Below are 13,649 nucleotides of genomic sequence, written 5' to 3' on the forward strand. Positions count from 1 at the left end.
CACGTCACAAGAGCCTGGAGTCCAATAGAGTTCATGGGGCGCGTAGCCGCAACAGGTAACTGTTGCCACTGCGAACCACGATCTCCTCGGTCGCGGGCAGCTGTTCCATTCCTTCCATGCAGGCGGCATCACGGGCCGACGGCAGGAAGATGTACCCGATGCCCTGGGACCGTAGCCACTCCCGGTCGAAGCGCCGGCAGACATGTGTGTGGTAGGTGTCGGTGGTGTAGTCGTCGTCGCCCTGGTAATAGAAGAACGCGATCGGCGGCACATCGTGGAACGGTAGCGCCCGTGCTCCCGTGACCGGGAACACCCAGTCTTCGTTGGCCGTGCGGTGCACTGAGTTCGGAACCAGTACCCGTGGCAAGGTGGACGGTTCGTCGCCGTCCGATTGGATCAGCCGAGCGAATTCCGCCATGACCGCGAGGTCATCCGGGCTTGCACAGCCCATCGAGCCGCAGTAGTCCGCACGCGGGTCCAGCACGAAGCGCTGGGTTTCATGCATCCCCAGACGCACCGGCAGGATCAGCAGGAGGGCCGGAATCAGCAGCTTGAGAGGATTCAGGCCGCGCGCGCGCCCGAGCAGGATGATGCCGCCGGCCATGCCGGTGACCAGCAGGATCTTGAGCTGGCCCAGGGAAAAGGCGTAGTAGGGCGCGAGCAGATAGAAACGCCGATCGTCACGCAGCGCCCAGAACAGGCCTTCGGCGGCAAGCAGCGCCAACACGATCAGCCCGACGGTGACGACGGTGGATATACGCACGCGGACGGACGACCCCAGCAGTAACCGCAGTGCCAAGATGGTTGCCATCAGCATCCCGAACATCGGGATAGCCTGCCCAGGCCCCATGGCCCAGCCGCCGGGCAGGAACCGCCGTGCGTTGCTGGCGTGGTGATCCAGCCATTCCGCCAGCACCTGCTGTGCCGACTTGACCTGCATGCTGTCGCTGACCGTGATCTTCGGATTGGTCGAGCCGTAATCAGTGAACATCTGGAAGTAATAGGGATCGAGCAGCAACAGGATCGGCAAGCCCACGATCGCCAACAGCCACCAGCTGATCCTGCCGTGCACGATGGCGCAATGCACGACCCAGCCGACTGCAAGGATGATGGGTACGACAGCGCTGATCGGATTCAGTACGGCTAGTACGAACAGGCTCGCCAGCACCATCAGTGCGAGCTTTCCGTCGCGACCGCGGGTCGGCCCGCCGGACACGAGCATGGCCGCGACGATTGCTGCGGTGGCGATGGCCATCTGCCGCCCGGCTCCCTCCATGTGGCTGTAGTTGGAGTAGAGCGGGATCAGGAAGCCGGCCGCGGTCAGCCCGATGGTCGTCAACATCACCACCAGCCGAACCGAAGGTGACCGCGTCCGCACCGATAACGCCTCGCCGAGCAGCAAGGCCGCCAGGAAGCTCTGCAGCAGGGGCAGTGCGGCCACGCTGTTGCGCACATCGAGCAGTGCGAGCTTGGCCCAGATGAAACCCAGTGCGGCGGTACCGGCGGGGTAGCCGAACCTGGATTCGCCATGCCAGGGAATGGCACCGAGGAGTTCGACCTGGCGGGCGAGGTAGGCGTGCGTGTCGGGATCGCTGGAGAGCATCACCACCCGGGGCAATTCGCGGTCGGCCACGACCAGGCAAATGGCGGCCAGTAGCGCCAGTTCGATCGCCAGCCAGGCAGACAGCGGCGCGAGCTGCCGCGCGCGGACGGGACGAGCCGACCAAAGGTAGGCGAGCGCTGCGGTCGCCAGGAGCGCCAGCTCAAAAGCGCCAAGTGGTGGCAGGGGCAGCACGGCCTGGAGCGCAGAACGCCCGAATACGTACAGGACCAGTACCAACTGACCCGTGGCGATCCAAAGGAAGAGGCGTGTCGTGCCAGGCCGCTCCATGTCCAGCAGTCGCAAGGAGGCCGCACCGATCGCAGCCAGCGTGAGGGCTGCGAGCAATAGCCCGGCTCCATAGCGGACGCCATTCAAGCCGCAGAACCCCCCGCACCCTGCGCCGAGCACTCCCAGCAACACCAGCGTGACGAAAAGGCCGGCGAAGAAGAAGCGGCGGCTGCCCGATCGATCCCCAGTATGGGCAATGGCGACCAGGCGCGCGCGCGCCAGCCAGAGCAGAAGCACAAGGGTGGCTGCGCCCCCGAGGCCGATCATGGCGCCACGGCGCCGATACTCGCGGTGGCCCTCCAGCAGGTCGGCTGGCACGGACACCTGCAGGTGAGGATCCGGTCCCTCGGATCTGAACGCCAGCCCGTTGCCCCCGCCTTCGAATGCCAACTGGTTCAGTGGGCGCACGGCGTCCCTGAGTCCGGGACCATCCAACCGCACGTCGCCATGCTTGTTCCGCATGCGGATCGAATGGATGACGACGCTGCCGGGGCCGGAGCCGGGGTCCAACCGAAAGACAGGTTGGACAAGCCCGACCAGCTGAGCCGTGTAATCGTATGCCACGCCGTCATCGCGGAGCGCGAACTGGATGGAGGTCTGCTCGGTGTAACCCGTCGATGCTAGCGGGAAGAACTGTCCCTTGCCGCTGATAGTCGAGGACATCCGGACCTCCACGTCGACAGTCGCGGGCATCTTCCAGACGCGTACTCCGTACACGACCGCTGCACAACAGGCAAACGCCAGCAACAGCCAGATCAGGGCGACGGGCCAACGACGACGTCCCTGCGCTCGGACGAAGTTCACGCGGCTGTTTCCCGGTCGAGCGTCATGTCAGCCCGGAGGATAGGCCGTGCAGTGGCTACCTCGGTCGCCGATGGGATTGCCTTCGGTCACCACGAGGTGCACCGCTGCGACGAGGTTGTGCTGGAATTGAGCGTCACGGTCGCGAGTATCTGGTGATCTCAGGCGGTGCCGGGCGCCGGATGCGACATTGTGACGAGCACGACGCCCACGGAAATCAACACAAGTCCGAACCACTGGGAGGGTCCCAGGCGCTCACCGAAAAAGTACCAGCTCGCGACCGCCATCAGCAGATAGAACGACGAACCCGACAGCGCGAAGGCGACTGACAGCTGGGACTTGGACAGGACGAACAGCCAGGCCACATAGCCGATCACCTGAAGGCTCAGCGCGGCAATCACCAGGGGCGAGAACGCTGCGCCGATGAGGAAATCGATGGGTCCCGATTGCAATAGGGGTTTCAGCGCGGTGACCGCGCGCTTGAGGATCAGTTGGCCTGCAATGGTGCACAGGGTCGTGGTCAAGATCAGCAGGTAGACGCTCATGGTTCCAGTGGTGCTCGGTTGCTCTGACAGGCGAATGGGTAGCTCGCAAAGCAGGGGGGTGACGGCGAATCGCAGTGGCCCTGGTGGGCGAACCTGTTCCACTATGCTTCGGCAACCTGCCTGCGACGCCCAGTCCGATCCGGCGGCAGGCGGGGCTTGGAGGCAACCGGAGTCCCATGGCGGCGGACCGGCACCGGACAACGCAATTGGAATCGAGGTGTACACCGTCCACGACGTCGTGGGCTTGGCGCCAAGTGGCGGGAACCAGACTCCCTCCAGATCGGGGAGAGTCGCGCCAGCCGGCCTGGTACCACGGCGATCCCGGGCTCAGTCAGGCTTTGCGCTCCGCCGCTGGATGGGGCTACCGCCCGCGACGGTGCGCAACCCGGCATCAGGTGAGCGCAGCTTCCAGCTCCGGCAACACGGTGAACAAATCCCCAACCAGCCCGATATCAGCCACCTCGAAGATCGCCGAATCGGCATCCTTGTTGATGGCGACAATCGTGCCTGCATCCTTGATCCCGGTGAGGTGCTGGATCGCGCCACTGATACCAATAGCGATGTACAGCTCCGGCGCGATGATCTTGCCGGTCTGGCCTACCTGCATCTCGTTGGGTACATAGCCAGCGTCGACCGCAGCCCGCGAGGCACCAACCGCGGCCCCAATGCGGTCCGCGAAGTCGTAGATGATCTTGAAGTTCTCCAACGACCCCACTCCGCGGCCGCCGGAGACGACCCGCTTCGCGCTCTGCAGATCCGGGCGGCCGCTGCTGCCGGCCGCGAGGCCGACATAACGGGTGTGCGTTGGAAGCGCGGCCTCGACGGCCACAGCTTCGATGGCCGCGCTGCCGCCCTGGCCTGCTTCGGGCCACGAGGCACTGCGTACAGTGGCCACCACGACCCGGTCGTGCGCCGCTTCGACGGTGACGATGGCGTTACCTGCATAGATCGGGCGCTTGAAGGTGTGCGCGTTCTCGACGGCCATCACGTCGGTGACCTGCGACACGCCGAGCAGCGCGGCGACGCAGGGCATGAGGTCCTTGCCGAAGGTGGTGCTGGGGCCAAACACGTGGCTGTAGTGCTTGGCAAGTTCGGCGACCTGCGGGGCAAGCACCTGCGCGATGGCATGGGCGTTCGCGTCATTGGCGACCGTCAGCACACGGGAGACGCCGGCGATCCTGGCGGCCTCGGCGGCAACAGCCGCCGGGTCCGCCGCCAGCACCACGATGTCGATCGTTTCGGGCGACAATCGCTGCGCGGCGGAAACGCACTTGGCCGTGGACGCGTTGAGCTTGCCGTCTGCGTGCTCGGCGACGATCAGGACTTTGGACATCAGAGCAACCCCTTCTGCTTGAGCATGGCGACCAGTTCGGCCGCGTCCTTGACCATGACGCCCCTGCTGCGCTTGGGCGGAGGCGCATAGTGCGTCGCCTTGAGCGTGTCGTCCGCCTCCACGGCGAGATCCGCGAAGGGAATGCTCTCCATCGGCTTGGACTTGGCTTTCATGATGTCCGGCAACTTGATGAAGCGCGGCTCGTTGAGGCGCAGGTCGGTCGTGACCACCGCCGGCAGGTCGACTTCGAGCGTCTCGAGCCCGGCATCGACCTCGCGCGTGACCGTGGCCTTGCCATCCGCAACCTCGAGCTTGCCCGCGAACGTCGCCTGCGGGCGGCCCCACAGTGTGGCCAGAATCTGCCCGGTCTGACCGGCATCATCGTCGATCGCCTGCTTGCCCAGGATCACCAGGTCCGGCTGCTCCCTCTCAATGAGCTTCAACAGCACTCGCGCGGCAGTCAGCGACTGGATCGGCTGGTCGCAGACGACGTGGACGGCACGATTGGCGCCCATGGCCAGGCCGTTGCGCAGATGGCCGGCGGCATCGGCGGGCGCGATGGTGGCCACGACCACCTCGGTGGCGATGCCCTTGTCGCGCAACCGCAATGCTTCTTCCAGCGCGATCTCGTCGAATGGGTTGGCGGACAGCTTGACGCCGTCGGTGACCACGCCGGACCCGTCCGGCTTGACCTGGATGCGGACGTTGTAGTCCACCACGCGTTTGTAGCCGACGAGGATCTTCATCTTTCGGAAATCCATGAGGTGCAGGCGGACGGTCGCCAATCAGCGTCCAATTTTAGCCGTTCAAAGGGGGGCAGTGCGAGCTGTGGGCACCGGCCGGGGCGCCTGCAAGACGTGACGGAGCGCTACGGCGCCAGAAACCCAGGCGCCCGGATGACGGCCAGCCGGTTCGGACGACGTCGATCCCGGCGCGTGCATTGCGTCGCCGGACCAGGGCTAGCCCGGGCGCGGGCGGACCTGCGCCCTTCCCCGGGGCGGATCGCTACGCTGGCGACAGCGGCGCCGATGGGTTGGGGCCATGCCGGCCGATCTCGCGGTCCGGGTCACCCCGCCCGCTCAAAGCCTGGCGACCCCGATCCAGCCTGCGGACAGGATCGGGGTGATCGATTCCAAGGTATTCACCACGCGCTGGAAACCGCGCACTCCCGCCTGCCTCAGCCCCGACGTGCTGTTGATCATCTCGGTGAATCGAACGTGATAGGGCACGAGTTCGCGTAACTCGATGTCGGCGCGTGCGAAGAGGGTGCGCAGGGTCTTGTACGAATAGATCTGGAGATGGTCCTGGTGCATCGACTCGCGCCCTGCCAATCCCACGATTGCGTTGTGCCAACAGCAGGCATTGGGCGTGGAGAACACGAACTCCGCGCCGCGCAGGCCCGCATTGCCTTTCAGGCTGGCCAGGAATCCGCTCGTATCTGGAAGGTGCTCGATGAGTTCGCCTGCAACGATGACATCCGGCTTGCCATGGCGCTCGACGACGGGGCCGAGGTCGAAGATGTCGGCGTGGATGATGCGGCCGCCGTTGTGCGTATCCATGCCGCCGGCAGGCAGCCTCAGCGAGTTGTCGATGCCGACCACACTGCGCGCGCGCGCGCACAACCGGGCATGCAGCCAGCTGCCGTCCTGCCGCTTGGCATCCAGCGCGGTCTCGTCCAGTGCGCCCAGGTCGAACACCGCCTTGCCCTGGACCTTGTCTGCAATGAACTCGAGACGGTCCACCGGTCGCGGCAGGGTCACCTTCTCCAGTGCCGTGTAGCGGAGGGTCTCGAGATGGTGCTCCTGGCGCATGCTGCCTCTCCTGGGTGTCGGTGAATCGGCCGGTCTGTTCCAACGCCACCCCGATGCCCTGGGCTGGCGCGCTTGCTACCACGACCCGTCGAGTGGTCCTGCGGCGTGGTCCCCGAGGCCGTCGTAAGGCGGCCCAGGTCTCCGCAAGTTCGCTCCGGTGCCCCGGGGAGGAGACCAGAGCGACCTCGCCTCAGTGTGGATGTGTTGGAGCGTCACGACCTGGTTTTCCAGCCCATGACGGGCCTGTCTGCAACCTTCCTCCTGCACGGAGCTTGCGGGGGAAGCAGCGGCGGTAGCGGGATACATGGCGCCCCCGGGATTCTAGCCGCATGTGGGCAGCGGGGCGTGGGCTGGAGCGGCGGAGGCGGAGCCTCGCTCAGCGGTGGCTGGGCGCAGCGTAGGGGTAGGGACCGGCACCGTGCCCGCCCGGCCCCGCTTTCCCGGCGACCGTTGCCGCGGTCTGGACGCTGTACCCGGCATCGCGTACGCACAGGGCGATCACGCGCTCGATGGCATGGGCGAACGTCCCGTCGAGCTGGCCGGCTTCGGACTCGAATTCCCACTCTTCCAAGTGGCCGTCCAGCAGCGGGCGCAGGGCGTCGAGCCGGCACCAGAACATGCTGCCGGCGATGAAGCTGTGCTGCAGGTACCGTCTGTCGCCAAGACCCAGGCGGGTGACGAGGTACTCGATGGCGTCGCGGTTTGCGCTGAGATATGTCTTCATTGGCACCACGTGACCTTCCGGTGCCACCGCCCCGAGCGTCGGGGCGGCCTCGAAGGCCTCCATGATGCGGGTGGCGCGCGCCGGAGCGGTCAATCGATCCAGCATTTCAAGCCGCCAGCGCCCTCCGTCGCCGCGGTGGATCGAGCGCTTGGTATGCAGCTTCAGCGCAATCTGCACGCCCTCGTCGAGCAGGCGGTCGGCCACCCGCAGAAAGGGCAGGATGTCGCGTCCGCGGTTCTCGTGGACCTCGATCTCGCCCTGCATCCCCGAGTGCGCAAGCACCGCCCGGATTGCCGCCTCGCGCTCCGGTGCCGTGGTAACAACCAGGCGCCATGCGATCCCGGTTCGATCCAGGCGCTGCAGGATGTCGGCGAACTCTTCTTCATACCAGGCGTGCACGATCGCGGCTGGCTTGCAACTGTGCATCGAGGGCGCGGACGCCGGCTGCAGGGCCTGGCTCGTCGCATGCAGCCAGGCGTGGCCCAGCCTGCGATCGGGCTCGAGTACCGCGCCCTCGGCCCACTCATTCCAGGCATTGATGAACACAAGGTCGTTCTCGCCATGCTGTCTCGCGCGGCGGATGGTGCCTGCAAGCCAGTCGCGGTATCGGCGCGGTGACGCATGGATCAGGATCCTGCCGCGACCGGGGCGACGCGGCTCATTGTCCCAGCCCGGGTTCACGGCTGGGTACAGCGGATAATCGGGCACTTCCTTGCGGAGTGCGTGTCCGGCAAGTTCTCGCCAGTCCAGCACCTTGCCAGCGAAGTCCGGTACGAGCAATCGTTGCCGACCGGTGATATCGACCGGCTCGGTCAGGTTGGGCGGGAACTCGACCGCCGCATCGAAGCCGATGTCGCGCGGATCGGGGCGTTCGAATCCTTGGACGTAGCATAGATGCAGCTCGCCGATGCCCAACAGGCGGCATTCGTCACGCCAACGTGCCGCGGTGGCGCGGATGTCGGGAAACAGGCTCGGCCTGTACACCATCAGCACTGGCTTGCCGTCCACGCGCAGGTAGCGAGGATCAGCGAGGTAGCGGGCGACGTGCCGGATGAAGTCGAGGTCGTCCTGCGGCGAGTGTTGCTGGCCGAGGATCACCTCGTTGTCTCGGCCGTCCCAGCGTCGGGTCCAGCTTTCGTTTGCCCAGCACAGGCAGAAAGACAGGTCGAGGGTGGGGTCCGAAAGCCAGTTTCGCAACGGCGCCTCGAGCGGCGACCGACCCTTGAACCAATAGAAATAGAAAGCGAAGGCGCTGACGCCGTAGCGGCGCGCCAGTTCGACCTGCCGATGCATGACGTCCCGATCGCGCAGGTCGTAATCACCAAGCTCTCCCGACAGCCGCGGTTGCCCATGGCCGTCGAACTGAGGCACGGCGCGATTGACGTTGCGCCATTCGGTAAAGCCTTCACCCCAGGCAGCGTCGTTCTCCGGTATGGGGTGAAACTGCGGCAGATAGAAGGCGACGAGCCTGGCCGGCAGCGGCGACGGCAAAGTCGGAGCGGACGCATCCCGATATCCGATGGCCCGACTCCCCGCGACCCATCGCTGCCGACGCTCCTGGCCCCAGGCGTTTGGCAGACGCCCCCGGGGTGGCTCGGGTACGAGAAATCCCAGCCGGTGGAGGAACCATTGGCGAAGTCGGTCGCGCGAGCCTGCTCCGAGCGGCAGCAGGCGGAACAAGCCACGCAGGAGGCGGAAGGCGGCGCGACGCGGCAGGGAGACGAGAAGTTTGCGCGGCATGCGCCGATTCGCGATGAGGCTGCCCAGGGGCGCGTATGGTGCGGCAATCGCCGCGTCAGGGCCAATGGCCAGGCAGTGCGTTCGACGCCGGCGCACTGTCCCTTCGTCCGATGGGCCAGGCTGCGCTGGCGGTTAGAATGCTGGCATCTTCAGCAACGGAGGCCGTGGATGTCTTCTACCGACTCGCCAGCCGGCACGGGAAAGCAGTTTGCCGACGCGCACGCGGCACTTCGCGACATTGTGGCCGATGGCCAGACCCTCGCCGTTGGCGGATTCGGCCTTTGCGGCATCCCCGAGGCCCTGATCGCCGCCCTGCGTGATTCGGGCGCCAGGGACCTGACGGTGATTTCCAACAACGCCGGCGTCGACGGTTTCGGCCTGGGCCAGCTGCTGGAAACCAGGCAGATCCGCAAGATGATTTCCTCCTACGTGGGCGAGAACAAGGAGTTCGAACGCCAGTATCTGGGCGGCGAGCTGGAGCTGGAGTTCAACCCCCAGGGCACCCTGGCCGAGCGTCTTCGGGCGGGCGGTGCGGGCATCCCCGCCTTCTTCACCCGCACCGGTTACGGCACGGTCGTGGCCGAGGGCAAGGAGACCCGCCAGTTCGGCGAGCACTGGTACGTGATGGAAACGGCCCTGGTGGCCGACGTGTCGCTGGTCAAGGCCTGGAAGGCGGACGAGGCGGGCAACCTGCTGTTCCGCAAGACCGCGCGCAACTTCAACCCGGCCTGCGCCATGGCCGGCAAGGTCTGCGTGGCCGAAGTCGAGGAAATCGTGCCCACCGGCAGCATCGACCCGGACCACGTGCACCTGCCCGGCATCTACGTCGACCGCATCGTGGTCAACCCCCATCCCGAGAAGCGCATCGAGCAGCGCACCGTGCGAGGAGCGAACTGATGGCCTGGACCCGCGACCAGATGGCGCAGCGCGCCGCGCAGGAACTCACCGACGGCGCCTACGTGAACCTGGGCATCGGCCTGCCGACGCTCGTGGCCAACTACATTCCCGAGGGCATGGACGTGTGGCTGCAGTCCGAGAACGGCCTGCTCGGCATCGGCCCGTTCCCGACCGAGGACCAGGTCGACGCAGACCTGATCAACGCCGGCAAGCAGACCGTCACCGCGCGCCAGGGCGCCAGCTACTTCGGCAGCCACGACTCGTTCGGGATGATCCGTGGCGGCCACATCGACCTGGCGATCCTGGGCGCGATGCAGGTCACCGACAAGGGCGATTTGGCCAACTGGATGGTGCCCGGCAAGATGGTCAAGGGCATGGGCGGGGCGATGGACCTGGTGGCCGGGGTCAAGCGCGTGGTCGTGCTCATGGAGCACACGGCGAAGAACGGCGAGCACAAGATCCTGCCCGAATGCACCCTGCCGTTGACCGGGGTCGGCGTCGTGAGCCGGATCATCACCGACCTTGGCGTCTTCGACATCACCCCTGCGGGACTACAGCTGGTGGAAGCAGCCCCGGGGGTCGAGATGGCCGAGCTCAGGGAGAGGACCGGCGTCACGTTCGGTTCGAACTGACCTCGCTTCAGTCCCGGTTTAGCCGGCGGTTCTGTTGCTAGGGCCGCCTAGATGTCCGCGCCTGCGGTGTTTCATGTTTTCAATCACTTAGCGGCCCGCCAATCCCGCTGGAAGTGCCCGAGACGTTCACCTCTCGCGCCACCCGGCGCTTTCGGCGAGCGCGGGCGTGGCTTATGCTGCTGAGCCTCTCCGTTGGGGGCGGGGCTTCTTCCATATTCGGGACTGCGACATGCGTAAACATCTGCTGGGACTGATGCTGATCGCCGGGATGGCGGGCTGCACTTCGGAGTCGGACGTCGCGCCGGCCGCGGGTGAGGCAGATGCACTGGCGCGGTCTGGTTCGGGCGTCCTGCCGACCACCGCAGGTTCGCTGGCGGCGGCGCGCGGTGCGAGCACCAGCTTCGCGGCCCTCCCCGACCGGGGCGAATTGTTGGCCTACGGCGGCGCCCGCAAGGTCCGGACCTCTGGCGCCTATACCTGGCACCCGGTCTCGCTCAGCGAGGCCCACGCGCTGAACTCGATCGGCACCGGTCGCCTGGTCGTGAATACGCCCGACGGCGAGAGCCTGGCGCTGAAGTACCAGCGCCACGAGGAGCAGCCGGACGGCAACTGGACCTGGATCGGTCGCAATGACGATGGCAGCAGCGCGGTGCTGACCTTCGGCGAAAAGGCGGTATTCGGTACGATCGCGCGTGGAGACACGCGTTATCGCGTGCGGACCGACCGGACCGGTGCCTGGGTCGTGGAAACCGATCCGCGCCTCGTCTCCGCGAACGGCGGCAGGCCTGCCGACGGAAACGATACCCTGCTGCCGCCCGAGGGTCGTGCGCTGATGGCGGCCGCCTCGCGGCAGATGGCCAAGAGCGGCGCGTCGAAGCAGGATGTGCCCGGGAAAGCCGGTGGGGTCATCGACCTGCTCGTCGGCTACTCCAGCACGATCGCGACCGAATTGGGCAGCCAGAACGCCGCGATCACGTTGATGAGCAACCTCACCACGATGGCGAATGCGGCCTATGCCGACAGCGGCGTGAACATGCGTCTGCGGCTGGTCCACGCGATGTCGGTGAATTATGCGGATGGAACATCCAACAACGATGCCTTGCGGCAGCTGACCGGGTACAACGACGAGACCCAGCAACCGATTACGCCGAATGCGGCCTTCAATGCCCTTCGTGCAGCCCGCAACGAGTATGGTGCGGACCTGGTGGCCTTCGTTCGCCGTTACCGCGAACCCGAGCAGGAGGGCTGCGGCGTCGCTTGGCTGCTGGGCGGAAACCAGTCAAGTATTACCGGCGCCGACGAGGCGTTTGGATATGCAGTGGTCAGCGACGGCGAAGATGTGGGCAGCGGCAACAACGTCTACTTCTGCAGCGACTACTCCCTCGCGCATGAACTCGGGCACTTGATGGGGCAGGCGCACGACCAGCAGAACGCCCGGGAAGGCGGGGCGCACACTTACTCCTATGGCTATCGGGAAGCTTCGCCGACCGGTTTCTTCACGATCATGGCGTACCCCGCGGGTGATGGACAGCTGGAAGCGCCGGTCTTCGCCAACCCTGCGATCAGGTATGGCGGCCGGCCCGCTGGCACGGCAGCCGCGGATAACGTGCGCAGCATGAACCAGACGATGCCGATCATCGCGACCTTCCGTGCGGCAATGGTTCCGCTTCCGGGCGCCGCGAGGAACGACGTCGATGTCGACGGGAAATCCGACATCCTGTTCCACAATGCGGCGACGAGGCAGTTCAGCTATCGCGTGCTGAACGGCACCACGGTCTCGCGGAGCTATCTTGTGGGCGGGGTGGGGCCGGGTTACAGGGTGGTCGCGACCGGTGATTTCAATGGTGACGGTCGAGTAGACCTAGTCTGGAGTCACCCCACCAACCGCGATCTCTTCATGTGGCAGGGGAACGGGACGACGTTTACTTCGACCAGGTTCGGCGACTATCCGGCGGGATGGACGGTGGTGGGCGCGGTTGATGTGAATAACGACGGCCGGGCGGATCTGTTGTTCCACAATGCGACCACGCGCCAGTTCAGCTACAGGATCATGAACGGAACGAGGGTCGTGCGGAGCTATCTGGTCGGAGGGGTTGGCAATGGCTACACAGTAGCCGCGACGGGCGATTTCAACGGCGATGGCTTCGGGGATATCGTTTGGACCCATCCTGTCAATCGCGATCTGTACATGTGGGTCGGAAACGGGAACACCTTTACATCTACCCGTTTTGGAACCTACCCGCCTGGGTGGGTCGTCTCGGCGGCGATTGATATCAATGGCGATGGGCGATCCGACCTGCTGTTCCATAATGCGTCTGCGCGCCAGTTCAGCTACAGGATCATGAATGGGCTGAGTGTGAGTCGCAGCCATCTCGTGGGCGTTGGCGCGGGCTACACCATCGCCACGGTGGGCGACTTCAACGGCGACGGGCTGGGGGACGTCGTCTGGACCAATCCCAACAACCGGGACCTGTACATGTGGACTGGGAACGGAAGCACGTTCAGGTCGGCCGGATTTGGGACTTATCCGTCGGGATGGGGCGTCATCCGCTGAGCGCAGGACGCGCGATAGCGGCCCCTTAGCTGCGGGTGGCCGTCGCCCGGTATGCTGGCGTTCCGAGGGACGCCGGCCGTTCAGCTGTGAGAGTGACTCTGGGCGGTGGTCGACCTGATGCACTTGCTCGGTCGCCCATCGGCTGGCAGAAGGCTCCGCCAGCCGGTGTTGAAGATTTGCAGGCATGTGATGCAGCCGGCCTAGCCTCAGGGGGCTGAGCGTCAGGCAGTTTCGTGACGCTGCGCGGCGACAGGCGGATGCATCGTTAGGTGACTTCCTGCTTCCGCTTAGAAGCTCGAGCGCCCGCTTGCGGTTGCGCAGCCGCTTCTTGGTGTCATGCCGCTAATGGTGCGAACGGGCATGTCCCGCTGGGCTGGATCGTCGAAGGGTTGGCTCGATGGGGGTTGAGTGCGCAGCGCGTCCGGCTGGTCGCCAGGCGCATGAGCGTGCCCGCTCTACTGTGGCGGCCACGGAGGGGTGGCGGTCTGGACGCTTGCAGCCGTTGAACCCGGAGGGCAGGCCGGAGTCCCTGCATCCGGCCATGGGACGATCATGTTGGGGGCGTACGGCGCTCTTGAGTGCTCATCGGGATTGTGGAGAAGGGGGCTGCCGGCCACGCCGCAGCCTTGTCGAAGCGCCCGTCGCGCGTCGAAGGAACAACGCGCAGCCAGCCCCAAGATGTGCGCGAACAGATGGGCGATGGTCAGGTAGTGGCGACGAT

At 65.7% G+C, this 13,649-nt stretch carries 9 protein-coding genes; 3 read left to right on the top strand and 6 right to left on the bottom strand.

Annotated features, from left to right (window positions below):
* Window positions 1-31: 31 nt before the first annotated feature.
* The 6 genes from ACQYVW_RS11140 to ACQYVW_RS11165 all read right to left on the bottom strand — a co-directional run bounded on the left by ACQYVW_RS11140 (window position 32) and on the right by ACQYVW_RS11165 (window position 8,845).
* On the bottom strand, window positions 32-2,695 hold the full coding sequence (locus tag ACQYVW_RS11140; RefSeq protein WP_434932510.1) for a hypothetical protein: 2,664 nt from the start codon (window positions 2,693-2,695) through the stop codon (window positions 32-34).
* A 158-nt stretch (window positions 2,696-2,853) separates the two neighbouring features.
* Window positions 2,854-3,237 (bottom strand): EamA family transporter, encoded by a 384-nt coding sequence (locus ACQYVW_RS11145; RefSeq protein ID WP_434932509.1) that lies wholly within the window; start codon window positions 3,235-3,237, stop codon window positions 2,854-2,856.
* A 391-nt stretch (window positions 3,238-3,628) separates the two neighbouring features.
* Entirely contained in the window at window positions 3,629-4,570 is a 942-nt protein-coding gene (locus ACQYVW_RS11150; protein WP_434932508.1) for an electron transfer flavoprotein subunit alpha/FixB family protein, read from the bottom strand.
* Complete coding sequence (locus ACQYVW_RS11155) at window positions 4,570-5,316, bottom strand: electron transfer flavoprotein subunit beta/FixA family protein (RefSeq protein ID WP_434932507.1); 747 nt, start codon at window positions 5,314-5,316, stop codon at window positions 4,570-4,572. Before ACQYVW_RS11155 ends, ACQYVW_RS11150 begins: the two co-directional genes overlap by 1 nt.
* A 333-nt stretch (window positions 5,317-5,649) precedes the next feature.
* Window positions 5,650-6,381 carry a methyltransferase domain-containing protein gene (locus tag ACQYVW_RS11160; RefSeq protein WP_434932506.1) on the bottom strand — a complete coding sequence of 244 codons (732 nt, stop codon included), beginning with the start codon at window positions 6,379-6,381 and terminating at the stop codon, window positions 5,650-5,652.
* Between the two features lie 376 nt (window positions 6,382-6,757).
* The gene (locus ACQYVW_RS11165; RefSeq protein WP_434932505.1) at window positions 6,758-8,845 is read right to left on the bottom strand and encodes a glycoside hydrolase family 99-like domain-containing protein; all 2,088 of its coding nucleotides are present in this window, start codon (window positions 8,843-8,845) and stop codon (window positions 6,758-6,760) included.
* Between the two features lie 168 nt (window positions 8,846-9,013).
* On the opposite strand from ACQYVW_RS11165, the gene ACQYVW_RS11170 reads away from it, so the two are divergent.
* The 3 genes from ACQYVW_RS11170 to ACQYVW_RS11180 all read left to right on the top strand — a co-directional run bounded on the left by ACQYVW_RS11170 (window position 9,014) and on the right by ACQYVW_RS11180 (window position 12,928).
* On the top strand, window positions 9,014-9,742 hold the full coding sequence (locus tag ACQYVW_RS11170) for a CoA transferase subunit A (RefSeq protein WP_434932504.1): 729 nt from the start codon (window positions 9,014-9,016) through the stop codon (window positions 9,740-9,742).
* The gene (locus tag ACQYVW_RS11175) at window positions 9,742-10,374 is read left to right on the top strand and encodes a CoA transferase subunit B (RefSeq protein ID WP_434947044.1); all 633 of its coding nucleotides are present in this window, start codon (window positions 9,742-9,744) and stop codon (window positions 10,372-10,374) included. Before ACQYVW_RS11170 ends, ACQYVW_RS11175 begins: the two co-directional genes overlap by 1 nt.
* A gap of 229 nt (window positions 10,375-10,603) precedes the next feature.
* Complete coding sequence (locus tag ACQYVW_RS11180; RefSeq protein ID WP_434947045.1) at window positions 10,604-12,928, top strand: reprolysin-like metallopeptidase; 2,325 nt, start codon at window positions 10,604-10,606, stop codon at window positions 12,926-12,928.
* Window positions 12,929-13,649 lie beyond the last annotated feature (721 nt).

Origin of the sequence: Luteimonas campi (assembly GCF_051162505.1) — a bacterium.
Classification (GTDB): domain Bacteria; phylum Pseudomonadota; class Gammaproteobacteria; order Xanthomonadales; family Xanthomonadaceae; genus Luteimonas.

Coding starts and splice junctions, on each gene's coding strand:
- ACQYVW_RS11150 (WP_434932508.1), bottom strand. CDS start 4,570: ATGTCCAAAGTCCTGATCGTCGCCGAGCACGCAGACGGCAAGCTCAAC.
- ACQYVW_RS11165 (WP_434932505.1), bottom strand. CDS start 8,845: ATGCCGCGCAAACTTCTCGTCTCCCTGCCGCGTCGCGCCGCCTTCCGC.
- ACQYVW_RS11155 (WP_434932507.1), bottom strand. CDS start 5,316: ATGAAGATCCTCGTCGGCTACAAACGCGTGGTGGACTACAACGTCCGC.
- ACQYVW_RS11145 (WP_434932509.1), bottom strand. CDS start 3,237: ATGAGCGTCTACCTGCTGATCTTGACCACGACCCTGTGCACCATTGCA.
- ACQYVW_RS11160 (WP_434932506.1), bottom strand. CDS start 6,381: ATGCGCCAGGAGCACCATCTCGAGACCCTCCGCTACACGGCACTGGAG.
- ACQYVW_RS11180 (WP_434947045.1), top strand. CDS start 10,604: ATGCGTAAACATCTGCTGGGACTGATGCTGATCGCCGGGATGGCGGGC.
- ACQYVW_RS11175 (WP_434947044.1), top strand. CDS start 9,742: ATGGCCTGGACCCGCGACCAGATGGCGCAGCGCGCCGCGCAGGAACTC.
- ACQYVW_RS11170 (WP_434932504.1), top strand. CDS start 9,014: ATGTCTTCTACCGACTCGCCAGCCGGCACGGGAAAGCAGTTTGCCGAC.